19 protein-coding genes are annotated in these 25,271 nt (G+C 62.4%); 6 read left to right on the forward strand and 13 right to left on the reverse strand.

The genetic code is table 11. From position 1 onward, the window contains the following. Positions 1-41 precede the first annotated feature (41 nt). The 4 genes from aceF (at position 42) to AC1DZE_RS08630 (ending at position 6,154) form a co-directional block, all read left to right on the forward strand. Complete coding sequence (aceF, locus tag AC1DZE_RS08615) at positions 42-1,709, forward strand: dihydrolipoyllysine-residue acetyltransferase (protein WP_477669267.1); 1,668 nt, start codon at positions 42-44, stop codon at positions 1,707-1,709. Between the two features lie 13 nt (positions 1,710-1,722). Further along, complete coding sequence (locus AC1DZE_RS08620; protein ID WP_477649687.1) at positions 1,723-2,313, forward strand: MFS transporter; 591 nt, start codon at positions 1,723-1,725, stop codon at positions 2,311-2,313. Further along, positions 2,310-4,178, forward strand: coding sequence for a dihydrolipoyl dehydrogenase (lpdA, locus tag AC1DZE_RS08625; protein WP_477669268.1), 1,869 nt, complete (start codon positions 2,310-2,312; stop codon positions 4,176-4,178). The genes AC1DZE_RS08620 and lpdA overlap by 4 nt, the downstream gene beginning before the upstream one ends. Positions 4,179-4,732: 554 nt before the next feature. Next, positions 4,733-6,154 carry a reverse transcriptase family protein gene (locus AC1DZE_RS08630; RefSeq protein ID WP_477669269.1) on the forward strand — a complete coding sequence of 474 codons (1,422 nt, stop codon included), beginning with the start codon at positions 4,733-4,735 and terminating at the stop codon, positions 6,152-6,154. A gap of 60 nt (positions 6,155-6,214) precedes the next feature. Here AC1DZE_RS08630 and AC1DZE_RS08635 read toward each other — a convergent pair whose 3' ends face one another. From AC1DZE_RS08635 to AC1DZE_RS08690, 12 genes are all read right to left on the reverse strand, one after another. Next, entirely contained in the window at positions 6,215-7,009 is a 795-nt protein-coding gene (locus tag AC1DZE_RS08635) for a bestrophin-like domain (RefSeq protein ID WP_477669270.1), read from the reverse strand. A gap of 358 nt (positions 7,010-7,367) precedes the next feature. Next, positions 7,368-8,279 carry a polysaccharide deacetylase family protein gene (locus AC1DZE_RS08640; protein WP_477669271.1) on the reverse strand — a complete coding sequence of 304 codons (912 nt, stop codon included), beginning with the start codon at positions 8,277-8,279 and terminating at the stop codon, positions 7,368-7,370. A gap of 7 nt (positions 8,280-8,286) precedes the next feature. Further along, positions 8,287-8,652 (reverse strand): nuclear transport factor 2 family protein, encoded by a 366-nt coding sequence (locus AC1DZE_RS08645; RefSeq protein WP_477669614.1) that lies wholly within the window; start codon positions 8,650-8,652, stop codon positions 8,287-8,289. 110 nt (positions 8,653-8,762) lie between these two features. Then, a complete protein-coding gene (locus AC1DZE_RS08650; RefSeq protein WP_477699951.1) occupies positions 8,763-9,743 on the reverse strand; it encodes a Bug family tripartite tricarboxylate transporter substrate binding protein in 981 nt (326 codons plus the stop codon). A gap of 346 nt (positions 9,744-10,089) precedes the next feature. Further along, the gene (soxA, locus tag AC1DZE_RS08655) at positions 10,090-10,761 is read right to left on the reverse strand and encodes a sulfur oxidation c-type cytochrome SoxA (protein WP_477669273.1); all 672 of its coding nucleotides are present in this window, start codon (positions 10,759-10,761) and stop codon (positions 10,090-10,092) included. Between the two features lie 98 nt (positions 10,762-10,859). Beyond that, positions 10,860-11,183 carry a thiosulfate oxidation carrier complex protein SoxZ gene (gene soxZ / locus AC1DZE_RS08660; protein ID WP_477669274.1) on the reverse strand — a complete coding sequence of 108 codons (324 nt, stop codon included), beginning with the start codon at positions 11,181-11,183 and terminating at the stop codon, positions 10,860-10,862. Positions 11,184-11,366: 183 nt separating this feature from the next. Beyond that, positions 11,367-11,840 (reverse strand): SoxY-related AACIE arm protein, encoded by a 474-nt coding sequence (locus tag AC1DZE_RS08665; protein WP_477669275.1) that lies wholly within the window; start codon positions 11,838-11,840, stop codon positions 11,367-11,369. 4 nt (positions 11,841-11,844) lie between these two features. After that, on the reverse strand, positions 11,845-12,291 hold the full coding sequence (gene soxX, locus AC1DZE_RS08670) for a sulfur oxidation c-type cytochrome SoxX (RefSeq protein ID WP_477699952.1): 447 nt from the start codon (positions 12,289-12,291) through the stop codon (positions 11,845-11,847). Further along, entirely contained in the window at positions 12,288-14,495 is a 2,208-nt protein-coding gene (locus tag AC1DZE_RS08675; RefSeq protein WP_477699953.1) for a xanthine dehydrogenase family protein molybdopterin-binding subunit, read from the reverse strand. Before AC1DZE_RS08675 ends, soxX begins: the two co-directional genes overlap by 4 nt. After that, entirely contained in the window at positions 14,492-14,995 is a 504-nt protein-coding gene (locus AC1DZE_RS08680; protein ID WP_457280590.1) for a (2Fe-2S)-binding protein, read from the reverse strand. Before AC1DZE_RS08680 ends, AC1DZE_RS08675 begins: the two co-directional genes overlap by 4 nt. Positions 14,996-15,160: 165 nt before the next feature. Then, entirely contained in the window at positions 15,161-16,285 is a 1,125-nt protein-coding gene (locus AC1DZE_RS08685) for a winged helix DNA-binding domain-containing protein (RefSeq protein ID WP_477673938.1), read from the reverse strand. A gap of 2 nt (positions 16,286-16,287) precedes the next feature. Then, positions 16,288-17,199 carry a glycosyltransferase family protein gene (locus tag AC1DZE_RS08690; RefSeq protein WP_477699954.1) on the reverse strand — a complete coding sequence of 304 codons (912 nt, stop codon included), beginning with the start codon at positions 17,197-17,199 and terminating at the stop codon, positions 16,288-16,290. A 531-nt stretch (positions 17,200-17,730) separates the two neighbouring features. Between AC1DZE_RS08690 and AC1DZE_RS08695 the strand changes: the two genes are divergently transcribed. Further along, positions 17,731-19,434, forward strand: coding sequence for a ShlB/FhaC/HecB family hemolysin secretion/activation protein (locus AC1DZE_RS08695; protein ID WP_477669281.1), 1,704 nt, complete (start codon positions 17,731-17,733; stop codon positions 19,432-19,434). Positions 19,435-19,475: 41 nt separating this feature from the next. Beyond that, a complete protein-coding gene (locus tag AC1DZE_RS08700) occupies positions 19,476-24,395 on the forward strand; it encodes a beta strand repeat-containing protein (protein WP_477699955.1) in 4,920 nt (1,639 codons plus the stop codon). Positions 24,396-24,496: 101 nt separating this feature from the next. Here AC1DZE_RS08700 and AC1DZE_RS08705 read toward each other — a convergent pair whose 3' ends face one another. Continuing rightward, the gene (locus AC1DZE_RS08705) at positions 24,497-25,216 is read right to left on the reverse strand and encodes a C40 family peptidase (RefSeq protein ID WP_477669283.1); all 720 of its coding nucleotides are present in this window, start codon (positions 25,214-25,216) and stop codon (positions 24,497-24,499) included. Positions 25,217-25,271: the final 55 nt, after the last annotated feature.

The following is a 25,271-nucleotide window of genomic DNA, read 5'->3' on the forward strand; positions in this document are numbered from 1 at the left end:
AAAACCCTGACGTAGCACCTGTAGCAACCGGAGACAAGAATATGGCAGTGGTAGACATTCAAGTTCCTGATATCGGGGATTTCGACGAAGTGACGGTGATTGAGCTGATGGTCAAGCCCGGCGATACCGTGAAGGCCGAGCAGTCGCTCATCACCGTGGAGTCCGACAAGGCCTCCATGGAAATCCCCTCCAGCCACGCGGGTGTGGTGAAGGAGCTCAAGGTCAAGCTCGACGACAAGGTCAAGCAGGGCTCCGTGGTCCTGACGCTGGAAGTGTCCGGCGCCGAAGCCGCCCCGGCTTCAACAGAAAAACCGGCTGCAGCGCCCGCTGCGCCAGCGCAAGCAGCTAGCAAATCTGTAGCAGCGTCGGCGCCTGCACCCGCAGCGGCCCCGGCAGCCTCCGGTCCGGTGGAAGTCCGTGTGCCCGACATCGGCGACTTCAAGGACGTGTCCGTCATTGAAGTCCTGGTCAAACCCGGCGACACCATCAAGGCTGAGCAGTCGCTGATCACCGTCGAGTCCGACAAAGCCTCGATGGAAATCCCGTCGTCCGCCGCAGGTGTGCTCAAGGAGCTCAAGGTCAAGATGGGCGACGTTGTCAACATCGGCGACCTGCTGGCCATCCTGGAAGGTTCTGCGGCTGTGAGCGCATCGCCTGCGCCCGCACCGGCCCCCGCTGCGGTGCCTGCCGCGGCATCTGCTGCTGCCCCTGCACCGGCAACCTCATCTGCTCCCGCGAGCCAGCCGGCCCATAACCCCACCACTGCGCCTCAGGGCAACCTGCCGCATGCATCGCCCTCGGTGCGCAAGTTCGCGCGCGAACTCGGCGTGCCACTGGCAGAAGTCAAAGGTAGCGGCCCCAAAGGCCGCATCACGCAAGACGACATCCAGGCCTTCACCAAGTCGGTGATGGACGGCAGCGTTCGCACCCAGGCGCAGGCCGCCAAAGCACCCGCATCTTCGGGCGGCGGCGCAGGGCTCGATTTGCTGCCATGGCCAAAAGTTGACTTCACCAAGTTCGGCCCGGTCGAGCGCAAGGACATGTCGCGCATCAAGAAGATCAGCGGTGCCAACCTGCTGCGCAACTACGTGATGATTCCGCACGTCACCAACCATGACGATGCCGACATCACCGAACTGGAAGCCTTCCGCGTTTCGACCAACAAGGAAAACGAAAAAGCCGGGCTGAAAGTCACCATGCTGGCTTTTCTGATCAAGGCCAGCGTTGCGGCCCTGAAGAAATACCCCGAGTTCAATGCCTCGCTCGACGGCGACCAGATCGTCTACAAGCAGTATTACCACATCGGTTTTGCTGCCGACACGCCCAACGGACTGGTCGTTCCCGTGCTGAAAGACGCCGACAAAAAAGGCGTGCTGCAGATCAGCCAGGAAATGGGCGAGCTGGCCAAGAAGGCGCGTGACGGTAAATTGACGCCAGCCGAAATGCAGGGCGCCAGCTTCACCATCTCTTCACTGGGCGGCATTGGCGGGCGTTACTTCACGCCCATCATTAACGCGCCGGAAGTCGCCATCCTCGGCGTGTCCAAGAGCCAGATGGAGCCGGTGTGGGACGGCAAGGCCTTCCAGCCGCGCCTGATGCTGCCGATGTCTTTGGCCTGGGATCACCGGGTGATCGACGGCGCAGGCGCTGCGCGCTTTAACGCTTACCTGGGCCAAATCCTCGCCGACTTCCGCCGCGTCCTCCTCTAAACGGGGCGGAACCATGACAACACTTGTAGTCGTCAAAAAGGCGGGGCAGGTCGCCATTGCGGCCGACACGCTGGTGACCTTCGGCGACACCAGCCTGGGCCACCGGTTTGAAGCCAACAGCAAGATCTTCAAGGTCGACACGCCTGCCGGCATGAGCTTTGTGGGCATGGCTGGTACGGTGGCGCATTTTCCGGTGCTGCGCAAGGCCATGGCGGCCTTGCCCAAAGAGCAGCTCAAGCTGGGTTCGCGCGACGAGGTGTTCGACACCTTCGTCAAGCTGCACCCCATGCTGAAGGAAACGTTTTTCCTGCAGACCAAGGAAGACGACAACGATCCCTACGAGTCCAGCCAGTTCACCGTGGTGATCGCCAATGCCAGCGGCATTTACGGTCTTTACAGCTACCGTGAAGTTTTTGAATTCAAGGAATTCTGGGGCATCGGCTCAGGCCGCAGCTTTGCGCTCGGCGCCATGCATGCCGCGTGGGACAAGGCCAAGACCGCACGCGAAGTGGCCATGGCCGGCCTGAATGCGGGTTGCGAGTTCGACAAGAACTCCGCCGGACCCGTCGACATATTCACCCTTAAATTGAAAGCCTCCAAATGAGTGCATCTCCTGTGATCGACATCAAGGTACCGGACATCGGCGACTTCGACGAAGTGTCCGTCATTGAAGTGCTGGTCAAGCCCGGCGACACCATCAAGGCCGAGCAGAGCCTGATCACCGTTGAAAGCGACAAGGCCTCGATGGAAATCCCGTCTTCGTCGGCCGGCGTGGTCAAGGACATCAAGGTCAAGGTGGGCGACAAGGTCAAGCAAGGCTCCGTCGTGCTGACGCTGGAAAGCACCGGTGCCGCCGCTGCGCCCGCCACAGATGCGGCACAAAAGCAGGCTGCAGCGCCCGCAGCACCTGCGCAAGCAGCTCCTAAAACTGTAGCAAGTCCTGCCGCAGCACCAGCTCCGGTTGCGGCCAGTTTCACCGGCTCGGCCGACCTGGACTGCGACGTTCTGGTGCTGGGCGCCGGCCCTGGCGGCTACTCCGCTGCCTTCCGTGCCGCCGATCTGGGCCTGAAGGTTGTGCTGGTAGAGCGCTACGCCACGTTGGGCGGCGTCTGCCTGAATGTCGGCTGCATTCCCTCCAAGGCCTTGTTGCATGTGGCCGCCGTGATGGACGAGGTCAAGCATTTCGACGCCCTCGGCGTGAGTTTTGGAGAGCCCAAGCTCGACATCAATAAATTGCGTACCCATAAAGAAAAGGTCGTCGGCAAGCTCACCGGTGGGCTGACGGCCATGGCCAAGATGCGCAAGGTCACCGTCGTGCGCGGTTTGGGCCAGTTCGTTGGCGCCAATCACCTGCAGGTTGAAGAAACCAGCGGTGCCGAAGGCCAGGAAAAAACCGGCAAGAGCCAGACCATCGCATTCAAGAACTGCATCATCGCAGCTGGTTCGCAAGCTGTACGCCTGCCTTTCATGCCAAACGATCCACGCGTGGTGGACAGCACCGGGGCGCTGGCGCTTAAAGAGGTGCCCAAGCGCATGCTGATCCTGGGCGGCGGTATCATCGGCCTCGAAATGGGCACCGTGTATTCCACGCTGGGCGCACGCCTCGATGTGGTCGAAATGATGGATGGCCTGATGCAGGGCGCCGACCGCGACCTCGTCAAGGTCTGGCAAAAGATGAATGCACCGCGTTTTGACAACATCATGCTCAAAACCAAAACCGTGGGCGCCAAGGCCACCAAGGCAGGCATCGAAGTCACATTTGAGTCCGCGGAGGCAGGCGGCAGCGCCCCGGCCCCGCAGACCTATGACCTGGTGTTGCAAGCTGTGGGCCGGACACCCAATGGCAAGAAACTGGCTGCCGAAAAAGCCGGAATCACGGTCTCCGACCGCGGCTTCATTCCGGTCGATATCCAGATGCGTACCAACGTGCCGCACATCTTCGCCATCGGTGACATCGTGGGCCAGCCCATGCTGGCGCACAAGGCCGTGCACGAAGCACACGTGGCTGCCGAAGTCATTGCCGGTGAACTGCAAGGCAACAAGGAACTGGCCAGTGCAGCCTTCAACGCCCGCGTGATCCCCAGCGTGGCTTACACCGACCCCGAAGTCGCATGGGTCGGCCTCACGGAAGACCAGGCCAAGGCCGAAGGTATCAAGGTCAAGAAGGGCCTGTTCCCCTGGACGGCTTCCGGACGCGCCATCGCCAATGGCCGCGACGAAGGCTTCACCAAGCTGCTGTTTGACGACAGCCCTGAGGCGCACGGCCACGGCAGGATCCTGGGTGGCGGCATTGTCGGCACGCATGCCGGCGACATGATCGGCGAGATCGCACTGGCCATTGAGATGGGTGCCGACGCCGTCGATATCGGCAAGACCATACACCCGCACCCGACGCTGGGCGAAAGCATCGGCATGGCGGCGGAAGTGGCGCACGGCAGTTGCACCGATTTGCCGCCAACGCGAAAGTAACGCTGAAAAGTTGCCAGAGGCGCTACGAAATCAGTAGCTGGCCGCGCAGATTCCTGAAGGGCTGCGCGGCTTTCTTATTGCTGAAGTTTGAACGCGACCTGGAAAAGCCTTGCGTAACCCAAGGCCGACGTTTAGCTGGAGCCTTGCATGCGCTAGTGCTTCCCATAACCGATCTGCAGGTAAGAATGCCTCTGACCCTTATCAGGTGAGCGCAAGCAGCTATTGAATTGATAGCGCGTTGCGTTCTCTTGGTTGGCATTCTTTTTGACATGTGCGGGCCGCGTAGACGTACATCTAAAGCATTCCCTGTTGTTTTGGCACCTTCACAGCGCGGGACAACAGCTCGTTGCCGAGGGCAAGCCATTAGAATTTCGACGACGCCAGCATTCCAAGTGTTGCGAGCGGGACGCGATTCGTTGCTGCCTGTCCGCGCCATGGGGTACCCCCATGGTTTTTTTGTACTTTGCGATTTCGGCGCGTGAGCGGACTGCGCATTCTGCGCACCCAGCTCACGCATGACCTGCTGGTTGGGATGCCGGCGTCAACCCAATTCCATGCGCGAAGCCAGCTTCCGACATTTGATTGCACGCGGCCTGGCTCGCGCACTGCTCGCCGACGCGGACAAGGCGGGCGGCACTGCCTTGGGCGCCCTTCAGGCAAGGGCCGCAGCAGCCCTCGGGCAGCGACCCGCGTGGCTTCGGGAGTTACTGGAACCGCTGACCTTGCTTTCGACCATCACCTGGCAAAAATTTGACGTCACTTCGCTGGCGCGGCGGCTGGAGGCATCGCATGCTTTTGATCTGGCCTTTGGGGAGGAGGACGACGACGAAGACGGAGAGCCCAATGACTCCAGTGAGCCGCAAGCCTCGCAGCCAAGCGATGACCGGGATGACCCCGAGCCGGAAAGGCCACCGCGAATTCGCCGGTTAATCCTGCGACCGGCGGTGATGCGCCCCCGGCCGTTGGGGCTGGAAGCTTGTGTCTTGCCCGACATCCCTACGGATGCCGATCTGGCGCGCTGGCTCCAGCTCTCCCGCGAGCAACTGCGCTGGCTGGCTCCGGCGACGCCGGCAGTTGTTGAACACTATCGCTACAGCCTGCAGCCCAAGCAGACAGGTGGCCTGCGTTTGCTGGAGACGCCCAAGGCAGAACTCAAGCGTGTGCAACGTCACATCCTGCATACGCTGCTCAGTCAGGTGCCGGTGCATGAAGCCGCGCACGGCTTTACCGTCGGCCGCTCAGTCAAAACCCATGCGGCAGCTCACGTCGGGCAAGCCGTGGTCATCCGTTTTGACTTGCAGGATTTCTTTGGCAGCGTAGGGGCGGCCCAGATCAATGCAGTCTGGCGCACGCTGGGTTACCCCGAAGGCGTGGCGCGAAGTCTCACCGCGCTCTGCACACACCGCACGGCGGGGATGGTGATCGAGCGTCTGCGCGACGATGGCGGGCTTGACTGGATAGGGGCCAAGCGCCTTGGTTCCGCGCATTTGCCGCAGGGCGCGCCCACCTCCCCGGCGCTGGCCAACCTCTGTGCTTTCAATCTCGATTTGCGGCTTGAAGGCTTGGCCTGGGTGTTCGGCGCGAGCTATACGCGCTATGCCGATGACCTGGTATTTTCAGGCCCCGAGTCGCTGCGACGGCAGTTTCGCGCCTTGCACGCCTGGGTTGCAGAGATCGTTCGCGACGAAGGTTTTACCCTGCATCCGGACAAGACGCGTTGCCTGCCCCGGCATCAGCGGCAGCGCGTGACCGGAGTCGTGGTCAATGTGCGACCAAATGTTCCGCGTGATGATTTCGACCGGCTGAAAGCGTGTTTGCATCAAAGCGTGCTGCATGGGCCAGCCTCGCAAAACAAGGACGGGCTTGCCGATTTTCGATCACACCTGCTGGGCCGGATTGGTTGGGTCGGGCAATTCAGCATGACGCGGCAGGCCAGACTCATGCGCCTGTTTGGGCAGATCAACTGGTCGATCTGAGGGTTGCCATGGCCGCGGAGGTGGCACACGGCAGCTGCATTGATCTGCGCCGGCGCGGCGCTAGCGCGGGGACGGCATCAGCCGCTCCTGAATCAGCTTCAAGGCTTCCGGCGAAACGCTCTCTTCGCCGCGGAAGGGGTTGTCCATCGCGGCGATGAAAAACAGCATCAAGCCGACAAAAGTCGCCAGGATGCCCGACAGCACAAGGTGTAGCGCCAGCCGGTCCATGGAAAACAGCCACAGCAGCGAAAAGTTCAGCGCTGCACCCAGACATACCACCCACCACAGCACACCCGAGAGGGAGGTGCTGACGATCTGCAGGCGCGCATACCGGGCCTCCAGAAAGCTGTTGAATTGCCGCAGTGTTTCGGCATGCAGGATTTCCTGTGTCCGGCTGGCGGGCGCAAATGACAGCAGTTGGCGGTGAATGTCTGAAACGCGCGTGGTTCCACCAGGATGCAGCCTTCCTTGCCGTTGTTCAGCCCAGGCTTCGTCGATCAGAAAGCGTACGTAGTCCCTCATCCCGCCTTCCAGCGTGGCGCGCGCTGGCTCCGGATAGTTCGACAGATCGCGGTACAGCGCCGCAATGGCGGTTGCCTCCTTGCCCACGGCTTTTTCCGCATCCGCGAAGTTCTGGTAGGTGGCAACCGCGATCAGACCCAGCATCAGCCCGTAGAACACCCCATAGGCCGAAAGAAAATAGCTGACAAAGTCATTGGCGTCTGGCTGCGGACCGAGCCACTTGCGCACCAACGGCCGCAGCAGAAGCAGACCGCCCCACGTGTAGGCCAGGCAGACGGCGCAAAAAAGCAGCGCCAGCACCCAGTTGGGTATGTCGTAAATCCAGTAGAACATGGCGCCTGCCCCTCTTGTTATGTCGAACTCCACTCCGAAGTGGATGATAACCAAAGGCCGCATGCCGAAAGTTTTCGGCACCGGCTGCCCGGCAAAACGCGGCCAGCGGTGCGGCAGAGGCTCAATACCCGATATACCGAAGTAAAAATTGACTGCAAGGCCAGTAAATACTGCGCAAACAGCTATCAATTTAATAGCCAACTCGCTTTACGTGAACCTCAGGGCGTACACCGGGCGACTCCAGCGCTGTGCCTTTCGCGCGGACATTCAGCTCAAGCTCCACCAGCTCCTGCGCGTAATAAGCAAAAGCCTCTGCCCGCGCTCCGGCGCGCACACGAGCGCCTCTTTCAGGGGCCGCTCACGCGGCCATCTGTACGGCGTGCCGGAAGATATCGCCCGGCGTGCTCATCCAGACCTGGCCCCGGTCACGTGCGGCGGCGACATGCTGAAGCGCGCGCCGCAGGTGGCGCAGGCGGTAAGGCTGGCCGACGATGTAGGGGTGCAGTGCAATGCCCATCACCAGTGGTGCTGAACTGCTGGCCTGCGATTGCTCCAGCATCTCATCAAGCTGATCGATGATCATCTGCGCAAAGTCTTTGCCGTCCATCTGACGCGCAATGATCATCGGGATGTCATTGAGTTCCTGCGGGTAAGGCACGGCCCACAAAGCCTTTCCGCTGCGGGTGCGCATTGGCAGCGGCTGGTCGTCGTGGCACCAGTTCAGGGTGTAGCCGTAGCCGCTTTCAGCGAGCAGGTCAGGGGTATGCAGGCTTTCCGAAATCCACGGTGAAAGCCACCCGGCGGGGGACTGGCCGCTCTCCTGTTGCATGCGCGTGCGGCACTGCACCAGCAGGCTGCTTTCGTCCGCTTCACTCATGGCGGCCTGGCGTTCGGCGTTGGTGTGGCCATGGCCGACCAGTTCATCGCCGCGCGCTACGCAGGCAGCCACCAGCTCGGGGCAGTGTTCATACAGTGCGGTGTTGATCAGGGCGGCCGCCGGCAGGCCCAGGCTGTCAAACAGCTCGAGGCAGCGCCAGCTGCCCACGCGGTTTCCGTACTCGCGCCAGCTGTAGTTCAGGACATCCGGCTGCGGGCTGGCCGGGCCGATGGTGGCACCCATGCCCTCGCCGAAGGCAAAGTGCTCGATGTTGAAACCCAGGTAGACAGCCAGACCAGCGCCGTTGGGCCAACGATAAGGTTTGCGCTGGTTGATCGCCTGGTAGTCAAAGCGATTGTGCGTCGGCAGGGCGCCGCTGTAGCTTGCCGCCATCAGCTGATCACAGCACAGCCAGGCCTGCCCGCACCAGCAGCCATTCGGCGCTGTCGTTCCACACGTCCATGTGTGTGATCAGCCCGCTTTTGACGACATAGCGGTCCACATAGCGGTTGCCTTCGAAAGGCGTTCCGTCAGGCCATTCTCCATACAGGGTTCCCAGGCTGTAGACCACCGCTTCGTCGGGGGCGGAGCCGCTAGAGCCGGCGGCAACCGTTTCGGTGCGCTCAATCCTTTTTTTCACCCATTTGTAGCGCGATGCATTAAATTTGGTGCACTCAGCGGGGGCGCTCATGGCCCGGCCACCGGTGAAAAGAATCTTCATGCCGGGTGCCGTGAACCGGCTGGCGGCCACCGGGTCAGGAAGCATGATGAGCCGGAGAAACTCATTGACCACATCGGCAGCGCTTGCCGTATCGCTGGAAAAGGCCTTGGTGCTGTTCAATCAGGGTGCTCCTGCGGCTGTCGTTGCCGGAAAAATCATGTTATCACCTCGACGTTGGCCAGCTTGGCCACGCTGCGCCAGGTGTCGATCTGCGAATTGATCAACTGAACGAACTCGGTGCCGACCACCGCATTCTTGCGCGGCAGGGTCTGAATTTCTTCCAGTCTGGCTGCGATGTCCGGTTTGGCGAGAATTTCAGGGATCAGTGCCGTCAGCCGCGCAAGTACGGGCGCAGGCAGGCCTTTGGGTGCTGACAAGCCCAACCACTGGGACCCCGTCAGCTTGGGAAAGCCGAGCTCGGCAAAAGTCGGAATGTTGGGAAGTGCCGGCAGGCGGCTGGGGGTGGAGACAGCCAGCGCGCGCAGGGACCCGGCCTTGAGCTGGGCCACGTTGGTGGTGATGGGATCGAGCAGGCTGTCGATCTGCCCGCCCAGCAGGTCTTGCATGGCCGGTGCGCTGCCTTGGTAGGGGATGTGGTCGTGTTGGGGCGCCTTGCCTTCAATCTTGAGCATTTCACCAAACAAGTGATTGGCAGAACCGATGCCCGATGAGCCATAACGCACAGGCCGGGTTCTGGCGGCAGCCAGGTATTGCTCCAGCGTCTGGAAGGGCGACTGCGCCCGCACCAGCAGCACCATGGGCGCTTCAACCAGCATGCCCATGTGAGAAAAATCATTCACCGGGTCAAAGGGCATGACTTTGCGGGTGGCTGTGGCATAGATGTGCACCGACGCATGGCTGGCCAGCAGGGTGTAGCCGTCGGCGGGCTGCTTGGACACGTAGTCGGTGCCGATCAGGCCACCCGCACCCGCGCGGTTTTCCACCACGACGGTCTGGCCCAGCGCCTGTGACAGGTGCGGCGCCATCATGCGTGACACGGTATCAACCAGACCGCCCGGTGGGAATTGCGCGACCAGTCTGATCGGCCCACGCGAAGGCCAGGCGCTTTGGGCGCTTGTCCATGCTGGAGCGGTCAGGGCAGAGATGCCGGCGGCCAGGACGTGACGACGTTTCATGGAGTGCTCCCGAAGGGCTGAAGGCTGCATTGGCAACCATCAACAGGATTGAAAGCGGGGAAGCGGCTGATGACATCTGGCGATCAGCAACTTGTGTGCCAATTCGACTGTTCAGGCATTCGCGCTTTGGAGCCGGGTTTTCTTTGTGCCCTCGACGCTGGCAGCAGGAGGCGCCTTCCTCACTCGGCCCAGGTCGTGTGACGGCATAAGCCTCATGTGACGGAAAGCCGGCACTGACCCGAACGGCACGGGTCCGGTTTTGAGATGATAAAAAGCGCAGCAGCCCTTCGCCGGATTTGCTCAATATGCTATGTAATTGATAGCACCCGCAGTACTGCCGCTCAAATCACGGCCGCACGCCCGGCGTCTCCATTGCCATGCCTTTTGCACGGGCATTCAGGTAAAGCTCCAGTTCCACCAGCTCCTGCACGCCATAGGCAAACGGCTCGGCACGCACCCCGCTCATGCAGCCGCGGATGCGGCGCTGCAGCGAACCCAGCGTCTGCCATTCGAGACGGTACACCGGGTAGCCCGTGGGATGTGCCTCGGGAATCAGGCTGCTGGCCAGACGCCTGCCGGCCAAACCGTCATGGCACTGCGCGCAGGACAGGTTGAGCTGGCCCATGCGCTGCGCGAAAAGCTGCTGCCCGCGCTGGCGGAAAGGCTCCAGCCGGGCATCATCGGGCGGCGATACCGGCAGACCGCGCGACTGCAGCGCCACATAGCTTTCCAGGCTCAGCAGATCCTGGCTTTCGGCGCGCAGCGGTGCGGCCTGCTGGTGATGCTGGCGGCACTGATTGATGCGCTGGCTCAAGGTGATGGGCCGGCCGAGTTGAATGTCAAACGCCGGGTATCGCGCCGACACGCCGCGCATGCTGTCCGGCGTTGTGTGGCAGCTGATGCACGCCTTTCCGTTGGCACCTGTTGGCTGCTTCCACAGCGCTTCGCCGTCCTTGACCCACAACATGCCGGGATTCAGCGCATCGTCTTTCTGCATGGCCTGGGTGGATGCGCTCATGTCCTCAAAGCCTGAACGGCGAAGGTCTTTTGGCGGCGCGGTCTGTGCGCCGGCATGGCATGCCAGCACGAAAGACAAAAGGCCCGCGGGGATGCGCGTCATCCCGTGACGGCCAGGTTGATGCTTTCAGTCTGCGCAAAACCGTTGTCGCCTTCCCAGCGAAGCACCAGCGTGCCGCTGTCGGTCGCCACGGTATGGAAGGCGAGGTAGGGATTGGCTGAGACAGCCGAAAACAGCTCAGCGCTGAAGATCAGTTCACCGTTGTAGCGGCAGCTGAAGGTCTTGATGATGTTGCGCGGCAGGACCTTGCCGTCCTCACCGGCGCGAAAGCCGGTTTCCATCGGGTGGCCTATGGTCGCGCGTATCTCGATGACTTCACCGCGTATGGCGCTGGCGGGTGCGTTGATGAGCGTGCGAGTCATATCAGTGATCTCCCAAAGAGCCACGCCGCGAAGGAGGCAGGGAACTGCAGGCGAGAGGCGGTGAGTGACCGTGGGGGCTCTTTTCTTCGCCAGCAGGGGCCGCGGGACTGGCTTTGCCAGACCGCAGGCGCAGCGGCCCCCTTGGGGGGCAGGGAGCTACACGAAGTGAGCGACCGTGGGGGCTCACGTATCGCCTTCAATACAAGCCGCCAGGGTCACGATGACATTGACGGTGTGCGACCAGTAGCTGCCGTCGCTCATCTGTGCGACGGCCACAAGCTGTTGTGAGGTAGCCAGGCGTATGCGTGTTGTCACGCTGGCCTTGCCGGAGCGAGGCCCCAGCGTGAAGCGGGCCACATCGCGCTGGGGGTTTTTCTCGTTGAAGACGGCAATGCTTTTCACGTGGTCGGCCGCCGTCATGGGACTCTCGACCGTGACGGTGATGGGCACCACATTGCCGTTGTCGACCAGCTCGGCTATATCAAGCTTGATTTTGCCCGCTCGTACCGGAGCGCTTTGGGTATAGGCCGCCACCGCTGCCGCCAGCTCACCGGCCTGCGCCGCTGCGGGACGCAAAACGACGCTCAGGCCCATGCTGGCCGCGCCCGCCAGAATATGGCGCCGATTAAAAGAAATAAAACGGCCTGCTGTGGTCATGAGGTCACTTCAGCGTGAGCAGAAAGGCCACCACGTCTTCAATTTGCTGGGCGTTCATGATGGGCTTGCCCTGCCAGGCCGTACCTACGCGCACCAGGCCGTCGTTGCGGTAGTAGGCGGGCATGATGCTGGCCGGATTCAGGCGCTGCGCGTCGGCAATGCGCAGGCGCAGCTGGCCTTCGCTCCAGCGCGTGCCCGCGCCCACCAGGTCGGGCGCCAGGTTTCCCTGGAAGCGCTCTTCGGGAATGGGGCCGGTATGGCAGAGCAGACACAGGCCGTGTTGGCGGCTCGCGACGATGGCACGGCCGCGCGCTGCGTCTCCGGGCGTTGTCGTCAACGCCTGGGGTATTGCGTCGCCAACAACCTGCAGCGGCGGGACGGGTTGCAGCGCGAAGCCGGTCCAGGGCGCCAGCATCATCAACCCGCCGGCGATGGCACCATGCCGGTTCATGCTTTCTTGAGGTCGTGATTCTTCAGCGGCAGGTCACGTATACGTTTGCCCGTCGCCGCGTACACGGCATTGAGAACGGCGGGCGCGGCGACCGCGATCGTCGGTTCGCCGACGCCGCCCCAGAACCCGCCCGAGGCGACGATGATGGTTTCCACCGCCGGCATGTGCTGCATCTGCACGACGGGGTAGGTGCTGAAGTTGTCCTGCTCCATACGTCCGTCTTTTTGTGTGCATTCGCCGAACAGCGCCGCCGACAGGCCGTAAGCAAAGGAGCCCTCGACCTGCGCCTCGATCTGCTGCGGGTTGACCGCATAGCCCGGGTCGGTGGCGGCTACGATGCGGTGGACCTTGAGCACGCCATCGCTGCTCACCGACACCTCGGCACAGGCCGCCACGTAACTGCCAAAGCCCATGGTCTGGGCCAGGCCCCGGTAGACCTTCTGGCCGCCGACGTCGGGCGGCGGCACGTTCCACTTGACGCGATCGGCAACGGCATTCAGCACGGCCAGGTGCTTGGGGTGATTCGTCATCAGCTTGCGCCGCAAGGCCAGCGGGTCCTGCCTGGTGGCAACTGCGATTTCGTCGATGAAGGACTCGAGGTAAATCGTGTTCTGGTTCAGGTTTACGCCGCGCCAGAAGCCAGGCGGCACGCTGGGGTTTCGCATCGCATGGTCGATCAGCAGGTTGGGGAAGCTGTAACCAATGGAGGCTTCAGGTCCTGGTGCGTTGAGGCCCTGGAACTGCACCGGGTCCAGCCCGTTGCGCACGTTCTGCGGCGCCACGCCGGCCAGGATGGACTGGCCCGAAATGCGCATGTGCAGCGCGGTGACGTTACCCTGCGCGTCCAGTCCGGCCTGCAGCTTGCACTGCGTGACCGGGTGATAGCGGCCGTGCAGCATGTCTTCTTCGCGCGACCACAACAGCTTGACCGGCACACCCGGCATTTGTTTGGCAATGTCCACGGCCTGGCGCACCCAGTCGTGCACCGCGCCGCGCCGCCCGAAGCCGCCGCCCAGGTGGATTTTGTAGACCTCACATTTGCCGGCCGGAAGCCCTGCCGCTTCCGAGGTGGCCGCCAGAGCCGCTTCACCGTTTTGCGTGGGCGTCCAGACTTCGCAGTGCTCGGGCGTCCAGCGTGCCGTCGCATTCATGGGCTCCATGGTCGCGTGGTTCTGGTGCGGGTAGGAATACACCGCTTCGATGCGTCTGGCTGCTGAGGCCAGCGCTGCTTTGGCGTCGCCGTTCTGATTGCCGACAGCTGCGTCGGGCGCGTCCAGCCCGGCCTTGAGCATCTGGGCCACGCCGGCACTGGAATTTGAAGCGTTGGGGCCGTTGTCCCATTCAATGGGCAGCGCGTCGAGTGYGGTCTTGGCGCGCCACCAGGTGTCGGCCACGACGGCCACCGCGCTGTCTCCGACCGCCAGCACCTTCTTCACGCCGGGGTGCTTTTCAATCGCGGCGGCATTGAAGCTCTTGACCTTGCCGCCGAACACCGGACAGTCCTTGATGGCCGCATTGAGCATGCCGGGCAGTTTCAGGTCCGCGCCGTACACCTGCTTGCCGGTGACCTTGTCCAGCGTGTCCAGCCTTGCCAGGCGCTTGCCCACGAGCTTCCAGTCTTTCGGGTCTTTGAGCTTGACCTCGGTGGGGGGCGCCACCTTGGCTGCCGCAATCGTCACTTTGCCGTAGGTGGTTTTGCGGCCCGATGGCGTGTGAGTAATCACGCTGCTGGCGGCTGTGCATTCGGCCGCCGGCACCTTCCATTCATCGGCTGCGGCTTGCACCAGCATCATTCGGGCGGTGGCGCCGCCCTTGCGCACATAGTCGTGCGATTCACGGATCCCGCGGCTGCCGCCGGTGGAGAAGTTGCCCCAGGCCCGGTTGCGCGCCAGGTTCTGACCGGGTGTCGGGTATTCGGTGGTGACTTTGGCCCAGTTGCATTCCAGTTCTTCTGCCACGAGTTGCGCGAGCCCGGTCAGGCTGCCCTGGCCCATTTCAGAGCGGGCGATGCGGATGACCACTGTGTCGTCGGGGCGCACAACGACCCAGGCATTGATCTCCGGCGAGGCTGCGCCCTGGGTCGCCGCCGTGCCGGCGAACGGAATGTGAAAACCGACGATGAGGCCGGCCGAGGCGCCCGAGGCCAGGAAGCGGCGGCGCGAGAGACGCAGAGGGTTTGCGGAGGGCAGGGGGATGGCGCTCATGTCGTGCTCCCGTCGGTGTGCTGAATGGCGAGCGCCGCGCTTTTGGTGTTGCCACCTGCGGCAACAACCTTGATGGCGGCGCGGATGCGGTTGTAGGTGCCGCAGCGGCAGATGTTGGTCATCGCCTCATTGATGTCGGCATCGGTCGGGTTCGGTTTGGCCTTGAGCAGCGCCGCCGCCGTCATCACCATGCCGCACTGGCAATAGCCGCACTGCGGAACGTCCAGCGCGACCCAGGCCTTCTGTATGGGGTGCGAGCCGTCCGGCGACAAACCTTCAATGGTCACGATTTTTTCGGTCGCACTCACCGTCGAGACGGGGCGCACGCAACTGCGTGTAGGCACACCATCGATGTGCACGGTGCAGGCGCCGCAGGCCGCGATGCCGCAACCGTATTTGGTGCCGGTCAGCCCGAGCTGTTCGCGGATGACCCACAGCAGCGGTGTGTCGTCCTCCACTTCAAACTCACGCACGGTACCGTTGACGTTCAGTTTTGCCATGGATGCGCTCCTCAATATTTGAAGGAAGGATGGGCCGGATGACTGGGGATAGTAGCGCTGGTGCATGTCAAATGCACCCGGCAATGCTATACCTGAGTAATGTGCTGACTTGCGCTTGGCAATAAAGTTCGGCCGGGTAAACCCTTGTGAGACCGGCGCTTTTCGTCAGTGAACTTCTGCCAGCGGCAGGCCAGTGAAAGCCGCGTAGCGTTGAGCGGCAAGCCGCAGTGCGCCGGCGCTGCCGCGCGGCAGCGGCGCGAAGGGCGCTGTGCTGATACTGAGCGCGCCTTTTTTTACCTCCGCCTGCCAGGTGCCGGCCACGCGCCCACCGACCAGCAGCGCCGGGCGGAACAGGCCATTGGGCGTCATGAGCTTGCCGGCGTGTTCGCTGTCGATGATGGCTTTGCGGTCCGTGTAGCCCAGCACGTATTCGTCGAAGCCGGCGAGTAATTGAAGCGCGGGCTTGCCAGCCGGCGGTAAAGGCGTGCGTTTGAACCACCACACGGTGTTCCCGTCAAACAGTGCCTGTGCCAGGCCGGCTTCGGCCATCTCCAGCGCCGCCCTGGCTTCGCCGGCGGCCAGCCCTGACCACCAGGAAAAATCGGCCAGAGTGGCGGGGCCATGGCTGGCAAAGTAGCGCTGCGCCAGTTGTTTGAGTGCGTCCTCGCGAGGCAGCTCCTTGCCTGCTTCGAGTCCGGGAGGCAGCCATTCATCAAGCAGTGTGTAGGTGGCCTGCTTGCCGCGCGGATCGCCCAGACAGATCAGCCCAACTTGGGCCGCGCGGTACAGGATGCGCCCCCCGCGATGGCCTTCAGTGTTGACGCGATGCTGCGCGAGCGCAGCAAAAAGTTCCAGGCGTGTGAGCTGCCGGCCGCCTTCCAGGCACTGCCGGATGGCCGGAAGGATTTTGCGGAAGGCCGCCTCATCCAGCTGAACCTCACGGTAGGCTGCCGCGGTGCGGGTCAGCAAAGCCGGCGCGGCCAGGGCCAGCAGCCAGCGCAGGTCGGCGGCCGCTACCAAGTGCAGTGTGCCGCGCAGGACCCAGCTGCGGACCACCTTGCGTTGGGACAGTGCCTGTTCAATCGACGCGTCAGTGATGGCCGCAGCGGTTGCGAGGCGCGAGCCAACTGCCCAGCGGGCGTGGGCATATTCCTGTGCCTGCACGGCGCCAAACCACTGCACGGCCTGATCGACGCGTTTGAAATTTGAGGCCACAGGCGGGGCGGTTGGCACAAGGCGCTGGCTGGCCTGCCGCAGCGCGAGCAGTTCCTGCCGCGAGATCTCCGCCATGCTCAGGCAACGTTTTCAAGCATGGCGAGCATGCGGCTTTGCCAGGCTGCGGGAGAGAACCGTTCGCGCAGCAGTTGCTGCGACGCCTGCACCATGGCCTGGCGACGGGGTACGTCTGCCAGCAGGTCGGCGCATGCCAGGGGCATGTCCTTGAGGTCTGCCATGACCAGGTGAACGCCCGGCTCGATGCCGAAATCTTCGCCACCCTCAAAGATGTCGGAAACGACGGCCGTGCCGGCCGCCCAGCTTTCGAATGTCCGGAACTGGTCGAAGTAAGTGTGTTCCGGGTCGGCATGGATGTTCAGGTTGATGCGCGCACCGGCGCGGCAGGCGTCGCGCGCGGCGCCCCACAGGCCGCTCCAGACGAACTCGGCCTTCAGGGTGGGCGCCGTGCCGGCGAAGTATTGCTCGGCATCCCGCCGCCGGGGCGTGTCGCCGCCCAGCATGATGATGTCGCGGGTTCTCTGCGCTTCGGGAAGGGGCGTTCGCACATGTTTGCCGGCCACCATATAGGGCAGCTGGCAAGTGGCAAGTGCCGGGAAATGCTGTGCGAGGTAGCGTGCTATGGAGGAATCCATCGCCAGCACAGCGTGCAAGCCGGGTGCGATGGCGTCGAAAAGATCGGTCTTGTACCGATGTACGGTAGCCAGTGCATTCTTTGTCAATGGATCAAACATCCACAGCACGTGCTTGCCGTTGCGCGGCAGGCCCTGCACGGAAAAACGGGGCAGTGCATAAATTCCGGCAATCAGCAGGTTGACGTCGCAGTGGCCGACATCGGGCAACGGCGCGTCGGTGCTGGTGCCCAGGTCAATGAACTCCACGTCATGGCCAGCCTTCACCAAAACGTCCATCCACAAGCGCGAAGCGTTGCCAAACAAGGTGTCGATGTCGGTGTAGATGTGGATTTTCAACGCGTCTTCCTGCGGCTTCTTTGTGTTGCTCTTCAGCTTATAGCGCAAGGCGCCAAGGTGGCCAGGGCCAAGCAGGCGTTGGCGATCCGCAAATAGACCGGGAGTCATTGCCGCTGTGATCTGTTGTCATCGCCGTTCGACGGTCCGAATGGCGGCGCTTGCCGTTCCGGCAATGCCATCCGTGCGCGGTATCGGGGACCTGCGGCAAAACTTTACACAACGCACCTGGATTTCCTGGGGAATTCTTCACCGGCAAGAAAGATTTTCAGTAAGTCAAAGGTAACTGAATGTATGTATTCCTGACGCTAAATGTAACCAATAGGGCCGCGTAATGTGGGCAGAAAAGCCCTTTTGGCAAAAACTGGGGCGAAATCATTACATAAGACCGTTGGTAATTAATCACTTTTTCTCCCTTGTATCAGGTTTCACAATTGGTTACCGTGAATTAGTTCACAAAAAATACAGCCCGCAAGTGTCGAATCACAACACCTGCAGGCACTTCGGAAACCTTGATTTTCAACGGGGCTGGCGATGAAGCGTATCGATCATGTGGGCGTGCACAGCATGTGGACTGGTGCTTTTTCTGTGCTCATGGTCATTTCGACAACTGCGCTGGCGCAGCAGGCCCCATCCACCATTGACCCCGGCCGGGTTCGCGAGCGTTTTGACTTCCAGCCCGAGCCCGGCGCCTCAGCGGCACCTCCGGAAATCAGGACCGAGCCAACAGGGCCTTTGCCTGAATCACTCAGGGCCATCAGGGTCACGCTCAGGCGCATTGATATTGAAAGCAGCACCGTACTGCCCGGTGGCGTCCTTCAGGCGAATGCGGACAGCTATACCGGACGGGAGATTTCCGGCAGCGAGATTCTGCAACTCGCGTCTTCGCTCACCGCGATGTACCGTAACGCAGGCTACATCCTGTCATTGGTGGTGGTGCCGCCGCAGTCTCTCGCCGACGGTACGCTCACCCTGCGTGTGGTTGAGGGCTACATCGACAAGGTGAACATTCGGGCGGGGGACGATGTCAGTGCCCATGTGAAGGAGCAGCTCGCAGCCATCGGCGAGAAGATCAGGGCGTCGCGGCCCATTCAGGGCCCCGTGCTTGAGCGGTACCTCCTGATCGCCAATGATTTTCCGGGTGTCGAGTTGCGCAGCGTGCTGGCCCCTGCGCATGCGCCGGGTGCGGCTGACCTCACACTGATCGCCAGCGTGAAGAAAGTCGAGGGCTTCGCTGCCGCCGACAACTATGGGTCGAAATACCTCGGCCCCGCCGAGATCGGCGTGGAAGTGAACATCAACCAGTTGCTGGGCGTCAACGACCAGTGGCGCTTTCGGGGCATGAGCAGCGGCAACTCCGAGCTGGCCTATGCACAAATTTCCTATAGCCAGGTAGTCACGACAGAGGGTCTCAAACTGTCCGCTGCCGTGTCCAGGGCTCGCACACGTCCGGGCGACATCCTGACGCCGTTTGATATGCGTGGCAACGCGGACACGACGACGGTCTCTGCTGCGTATCCGCTGCTTCGGACCCGCAATGAGAGCGTGACTGCAAGGGCAACGTATGAGCACACCGACGTGCAAACCGATGTGTTGGGCACCCGGGTAATTGAAGATCATCTCCGTGTGCTGCGCCTGGGGCTTGGGTGGCGAGTGCTTGACCGCCTGGGCGGGCAGAACTCGCTGGATGTGGATTTCAGCCAGGGACTGGGTGGCACCCAGGAATCCGATCCGCTCAAAAGCCGGGCAGGGGCCAAAGGGGTGTTCAACAAACTTACCTTCGATTACGAGCGTACCCAGCCTCTTGCTTCGAACCTTGCACTTACGCTGGGCCTGAGCGGGCAGTGGGCCAACACCCCCCTGCTTTCGTCGGAGCAATATGCGGTGGGCGGCCGGCGGTTTGGGCGGGCCTACGAGCCTGCTGAACTGGTGGGTGAGCGCGGGCTGGCGTTTCGCGCCGAACCTCGTTATTCCGGTTCCTCGGACTTCGCGGGCTTCAGGTCATGGCAGCTCTTTGCCTTCTATGACATCGGCAAGGTCTGGACGGTGGGCTGTACTTGTGTGGGCATGCCCAACAGCCAGAGCCTGGCATCGGCAGGGCTGGGGACTCGCCTCTTCCTTCCACGGAACGTGGTGGCTGCGGTGGAGATCGCCTGGCCCCTGACCAAACCCATCGCGAGTTACCAGCCCCACGGAAAAGACCCCCGGCTGCTGGGCACGCTGCTGGTGCGCTTTTGATGATTTGTTCAATGACTTTTCTTTGCCTCAAGAGGTGATCCATGAACGCTAAGCTGAACTCCCCGAGTGCTTCCACTTCCGGCCGGCGCCGGCGATCTTTTGCGCTGAAGGCCCTTCCGGCGGCGGTCGCCATGCTGTTCTCGCCGCCAGGCTGGCCGGTTGACATCGCCGGTGGCGCAGGCCTTCCCCAGAACGGCACGGTGTTTTCCGGCACGGCCTCAGGCTCGGTTTCGGGCAACCAGCTCACCATCAACCAGGGAACCGACCGCGCCGTGGTTAACTGGGGCTCGTTCGACATCAACCCCGGAAAGATGGTGCAGATCAACCAGCCCAACGCAAGCTCGGCCATGCTGAACCGCGTGACCGGTGACGCCAGCCCTTCCCAAATACTGGGCAGCCTTTCGGCCAACGGAACAGTGATGCTGATGAACCCCAATGGTGTGATGTTCGGGCAAAACGCCGTGATCAATGTGGGCTCGCTCATTGCCACCACGGGCAACATTGATGTCAACAACTTCATCAACACCGGCGGCGCACAGATCACCGGGGCCGTCGGCAGTATCACCAACCATGGCAGCATCACCGCGCAAAATGCCGGCCTGGTGGCTTTGGTCGCGCCGTCGGTCACCAACCACGGCAGCATCACCGCCACCGGCGGCACGATTGCCCTGGCCGGCTCAACCGCCGCCACGGTCACCGTGTCGCTCAACAGCGGACTTTATGAGTTCGCCATACCGGGCGGTGCAACGGGTTTGAGCGTGTCCAATATGAACCATGCCAGCCTGAACGGCGAGACCCTCTTGCTGGGCGTTGGCGATGCCGCCAACCTGCTGTCCGGCGTCATCAACCTGGAGGGCATTCAGCAAGCCAGCAATGCCATCGTGGTCAACGGCCATACGGTGGTTCTCAAGTCGGTACTGGACGCAACCCAGGTCAGCGGCAATGCAGGCCAGGTCGATGTGTACAGCGGGGCACGTATCCAGGACGCCGTCAACATTTCAAAGACAGGCACACCAGGAGCGGGGGGCTCTGTAGATGTTCACGGAGGCGCTTATGCCGAGCAGGTCACCCTGAACAAGGCCAACCTGACACTGACAGGCCTGGACGGCGCAAAAATCGTGGTCCCCGATGCCGGGCAGGTTAACGGCATCAGCATTACCGCCAACAATGTGACGGTCACCGGGATGGAGATCGCCGGGCCTGTTAACCAGCCGTACACAAGTTATGCGTGGGGCTCCAATATCAGCCGCGGCATTGCGGTGGCCAATGGCGTCACCGGTTTCACGATCAGCAACAACAACATCCATGACGTGCGCAACGGCATCCTGATCGACGGGCGCAACACGGGCAGTGTGACAGGCAACCGGATTGAAAATACCAAGAGCGCCATCTCCGTGCAGTACACCGACGGCAGCGGCATTGGCATGGCCGGCAACAGCCAGGGCCCGGTGGGCAACGAGTGGGGCCTGAACCTGCACCTGAACGGGCACGTGGTTGGATCGAATCCCAACCCTGTCTCCAACAGCACGCCCATCGCTGCCGCTCCTACCCTGTCACAGCAGCAGTCTCTGCTGGACCTGAGCGCGGCCAATGGCGGCTGGTCCGTGCAGGACCAGGCGTACACATCGTCCAACCGCACGCACGTGACGGTGGCTACCACGGGCTCTTCGGGCGCACAGGGCAGCGTACTCACCCCGCTGGGAAGCATCCAGGGCGGCGTGGATGCCGTGGTCACGGGCGGCACGGTGAACGTGGCGGCCGGCAACTACAGCGGCAGCGTCAACATCACCAAGTCGCTGACGCTGGACGGCGCGGGGGTGGGGCAGACGGTGCTGCAGTCCGCCGCCGCAGGCAGCGGCGACGCGGTCACTATCAACAATGCTTCCAACGTGACGCTCTCCGACCTGTCGATTGCCGACTACCTGTACGGCTTGCGCATCAACGGTACATCCAACGACGTGACCGTCAATCGCGTGGCTTTCAACAACAACACCTTCGGCATGCGCAACGGCACCACGACCCGGGCCGACAACTTCCGCATGCTCAACAGCACCATCACCGGCGGACAGATCGGTGTGCAGACCTACAACGGTTACCAGATGGTCGGCGGCGCTCCGGTGGCCACGGGCTCTTTTGAGAACGCATTGTTTGAGAACGTCACGGTGGACGGCCCCAGCTTCAAGGGCTTTTATCTTGAAACCGCGAACAACCTGACTCTCAGGAACGTCGCCGTCCTGAATGCCGGCAACTATGGGGCGCCTGCATCTTCATCGCTGCATAAACGTTATGGCGCCGGCATCGACATCAATCTGAAATACGACAACTTCAATGCGATCAATTTTGACAACGTGACGGTCAAAAATTCTGGCGCGAGTTCGGGTGATCCGACGGCTGCGGCGGTGGTCATCAAAACACGCGGAATCGCCGGTGACAGCGCCGATTACACGGCCGCACCGGCCAGCCTGCAAAGCGTCAACATCTCCGGCGGCAGCATCGAGGGTTCCAGCCGGACAGGCATACGCTTTGAAACCATGAGCAATGGCCATGGCGGCCAGCCCACGGTCGCCATCAGCGGCGGCACCCAGTTCAAGAACAACGGGCAGGACATCTCGGTGGACGCTGTTGCGGTTGATGCTCGCGGCGCTGTCTTCGACGGTGCGGCCGACGGTTTTGCCATCGAAGACCGCGTGACCCATGCGCTCGACACCACCGGGCGAGGCCTGGTGACATGGACGGACGGCAATGTCTATGTCACGCAGGCCAGCGGCAGCATCCAGAGAGGCGTCAATGCCGTGGTTGCCGGCGGCACGGTCAATGTGGGCGGCGGCACTTATGTGCAGCCCTCCACGCTGGTGGTCGACCGTAGCGTGACGCTGGCCGGTTCGGGCCAGGGATCGACCGTGATCGACGCACGCGGCGTCAGCGGCTACGGTATCAACGTGACAGCCGACAATGTCTCGCTGAAGGACTTCACACTTTACGGCCCGAGTGCCAACGTAGCCGGGTCCTACGGCATCAAGGTAGCACCCGTCGGAGACGCATCAGCGCGGCTGCGCAACTTCTCCATCAGCAACGTCACCAGCCGGGGCGCGGGCCGGGCCGAGCTGGACCTCAATGGCGTTGACGGCGCGCTGATCGACCGTGTGACGGCCGACGGCGCCCCGGTGGGCAACAACACCGGCAGCACGCAGGGCGCCGGCATCCAGCTGACCGACAGTGCCAACGTCACCGTCAGCAACTCGACCACCCGCAACAACGCCTGGGGCGGCCTGGCGCTTTACCAGGCCAACCGTCATTACAACCAGCAGGTGAAAAACATCACGGTGGCGAACACCAACTCTTTCACCGAACGCAACCCGGTGTACATGCAGGATGAATCAGCGAGCCTCAACTTTGGTGCGCTCAACATTCAGGGCTTTGACTTTGCTGTACGCAATGCCGGCACGGCGGACAACAACTACCAGTACACCTGGCTGCAGGCTTCGCAACAAAATGCACTGGACTATGCCGTCAACCTGGGTAGCGCGGGTTCCAGCTACGTCCAGGGCTGGAACGGTGCGCAGGCCACGCAGGACTTCCAGGTGGGTATTGGCAACCTTCTGGGCGGCGGGACCCAGGCACTGTCCATCGGGACGGCCATGGGCAATGCGGCAACCGGCGCCAATATCCGCGTAGGCGCCGGCACCTATGCCGAGGACGTGGTCGTAAACAACCCCTACAACCTGTACTTCGGCGGCTCGACCCTGCACGGCCTGACGCTCAATGCCGGCGCGGGCGGCTCCGGCGTCAGCGGCAACGTCACAGTGGACGGTGCGGGTGGCATCCTGTTCAATGCCCCGGTGAACCTGCTGGGCGACACAACGCTGGCAACCCTGGGCGCCAACATTACGCTCAACGGCGATGTGCAAAACGCCGGCAGCGCAGCCCGCGCGCTGCGGCTCGTCGCTGGCTCGGGCAGCACCCGCGGCAATGTGCACATGGTGACGGGCGGCACGGAGACCAACGCGCTCGGCCGGTTTGAGGTTGTGGCCAGTGACTTCAGTCTGGACAGCACCTTGTGGGTAAAAGGCTACGGCATTGACGCACTCGGCAGTGTTGCCCTGAGCAACCACACGCTGCGCGGGCAGGACGCCACACAGTCCAACACTCTGAACGCCGGCGGCGACGTGAGCGGCTCCACCATCAGCCTGGGTGCCGTCCAGGTCACCAGCGGCGGCGATGTCTCGGCCAACGTCACCGCCAGCGAAGTGGCGGTGGCCGCCGTAGGCGACGTAAGCGGCACCACCACCAGCCAGGGCAATGTGCAGATCAGCAGCAGTACCGGCGACATCAGCGGCAACATCACCGGCAACAACGTTGTCGTGCAGGCTCAGGGCGACGTAAGCGGCACTACCACCAGCCAGGGCAATGTGCAGATCAGCAGCAGCACCGGCAACGTCAGCGGCAACATCAGCGGCAACAATGTGGTGGTGCAGGCGCAGGGCGACGTGAATGTCGTGGTCACTGCCAGCAACTCGGCATCGCTGGCCGGCGACACCGTGGTGGCCAACGTGGTTGCGCCCATCATGGCCGTGGAGGCCGTCACCGAGGTACAAATTTCCGGCACATCCGCCCAGGTGAGCATTGATTCGCCAAAAGGCAGCGTTAGCGGCAGCTTCGGCCAGGTGACCAATTCGGGCAGCGGCCTCGTCAATGTCAACGGCAAGCCGCAGGGCAATCAGCAACTTTCGTCTAATGCGGAAAATAACCGTGTGATTCCGGCCGGCAATAACGTGGCTGACAACGCCGGGGCCGGGGCTGACGGTGCAGGGGCAGCTACGCCGACGCTTCAGCTGGCGCTGGCCGGTGAAGGTACGACTTCTCTGGTTTCGAGCACCCCTGCCAAAGCGGGCGACGCCATCGATAGCGGCCAGGCTGTGGAGCTGGACATGTCACCAGGCAATGGGAGAGATAAGGATTGAGGGCTGGCCGGTGAATGGCCGGGCTGGGGCCTGAGCTTGACTTGACCCGGAGATTAGCGTCGATGCGACGCCTGTGCCCTTAACTCCGGTTTAACTCCGGTTTAATTCCGGTACTGTTCCTGCTGCATCAGCAGCTCAGCCTGCCGCGCAACCGACACCTGCGGGGCTGCCGCCTGAGCTGGCGGCTTGTCCGATGCGGTAGCTTGCGGCTGTTGCGGGCGGGCGGGCAACGCGGCCGCGCGGGGTGTGGCCTCTTGCGCCACCCCGTTGGATGGCTGTACGCGGCGGGCGCCGTCGAAGCGGCGCTGCCAGTAGCTCACACCCATGCTTTCGACGCGGACTTCAGCGCCGGGCTTGGGTGAGTGGATGAACTTGCCGTCGCCGATGTAGATGCCGACATGGCTGAAGGCCCGCTTCATCGTGTTGAAAAACACCAGGTCGCCGGGCTGCAATTCGGTCTTGTCGATGCGCTGGGTGGCGGCGGCTTGCTGTTCGGCGCGGCGGGGCAACAGCAGCCCGACGCTTTGCTCGTAAATGGCGCGTACAAAACCGCTGCAGTCAAACCCCGTTTCAACGGTGTTGCCGCCGCGCTTGTAGGGCACGCCCAGGAAACCCATGGCGTTGACGACCAGCTCGGAAGCCTTGTTGGTGACGCTGTGGCGGACGTTGTCAATCTGGGTCAGCAGGCCCTTGTCGGCGAGCAGTTTGTCCATGTCGTTGTCGCCGCCTGAATTGCCGGGTGCTGCATGCACGCTGGCCGCCAGCAGGGCGGCAGAGGCAATGACGAGGGCAGGGGCAATCATTCGCATGGCGCCAAGCATACTTGACGGATTAGTCCTACGTCAACTCATGTTGTTTCTTGATAACGTTGACAAC

It is taken from the genome of Polaromonas sp. P1_F1 (genome assembly GCF_056405795.1).

What these genes read in the sequence shown, in the direction of transcription:
- aceF (WP_477669267.1), top strand. Translation starts at nt 42, where the DNA reads ATGGCAGTGGTAGACATTCAAGTTCCTGATATCGGGGATTTCGACGAA.
- AC1DZE_RS08620 (WP_477649687.1), top strand. Translation starts at nt 1,723, where the DNA reads ATGACAACACTTGTAGTCGTCAAAAAGGCGGGGCAGGTCGCCATTGCG.
- lpdA (WP_477669268.1), top strand. Translation starts at nt 2,310, where the DNA reads ATGAGTGCATCTCCTGTGATCGACATCAAGGTACCGGACATCGGCGAC.
- AC1DZE_RS08630 (WP_477669269.1), top strand. Translation starts at nt 4,733, where the DNA reads ATGCGCGAAGCCAGCTTCCGACATTTGATTGCACGCGGCCTGGCTCGC.
- AC1DZE_RS08635 (WP_477669270.1), bottom strand. Translation starts at nt 7,009, where the DNA reads ATGTTCTACTGGATTTACGACATACCCAACTGGGTGCTGGCGCTGCTT.
- AC1DZE_RS08640 (WP_477669271.1), bottom strand. Translation starts at nt 8,279, where the DNA reads ATGGCGGCAAGCTACAGCGGCGCCCTGCCGACGCACAATCGCTTTGAC.
- AC1DZE_RS08645 (WP_477669614.1), bottom strand. Translation starts at nt 8,652, where the DNA reads ATGCTTCCTGACCCGGTGGCCGCCAGCCGGTTCACGGCACCCGGCATG.
- AC1DZE_RS08650 (WP_477699951.1), bottom strand. Translation starts at nt 9,743, where the DNA reads ATGAAACGTCGTCACGTCCTGGCCGCCGGCATCTCTGCCCTGACCGCT.
- soxA (WP_477669273.1), bottom strand. Translation starts at nt 10,761, where the DNA reads ATGAGCGCATCCACCCAGGCCATGCAGAAAGACGATGCGCTGAATCCC.
- soxZ (WP_477669274.1), bottom strand. Translation starts at nt 11,183, where the DNA reads ATGACTCGCACGCTCATCAACGCACCCGCCAGCGCCATACGCGGTGAA.
- AC1DZE_RS08665 (WP_477669275.1), bottom strand. Translation starts at nt 11,840, where the DNA reads ATGACCACAGCAGGCCGTTTTATTTCTTTTAATCGGCGCCATATTCTG.
- soxX (WP_477699952.1), bottom strand. Translation starts at nt 12,291, where the DNA reads ATGAACCGGCATGGTGCCATCGCCGGCGGGTTGATGATGCTGGCGCCC.
- AC1DZE_RS08680 (WP_457280590.1), bottom strand. Translation starts at nt 14,995, where the DNA reads ATGGCAAAACTGAACGTCAACGGTACCGTGCGTGAGTTTGAAGTGGAG.
- AC1DZE_RS08685 (WP_477673938.1), bottom strand. Translation starts at nt 16,285, where the DNA reads ATGGCGGAGATCTCGCGGCAGGAACTGCTCGCGCTGCGGCAGGCCAGC.
- AC1DZE_RS08695 (WP_477669281.1), top strand. Translation starts at nt 17,731, where the DNA reads ATGAAGCGTATCGATCATGTGGGCGTGCACAGCATGTGGACTGGTGCT.
- AC1DZE_RS08700 (WP_477699955.1), top strand. Translation starts at nt 19,476, where the DNA reads ATGAACGCTAAGCTGAACTCCCCGAGTGCTTCCACTTCCGGCCGGCGC.
- AC1DZE_RS08705 (WP_477669283.1), bottom strand. Translation starts at nt 25,216, where the DNA reads ATGCTTGGCGCCATGCGAATGATTGCCCCTGCCCTCGTCATTGCCTCT.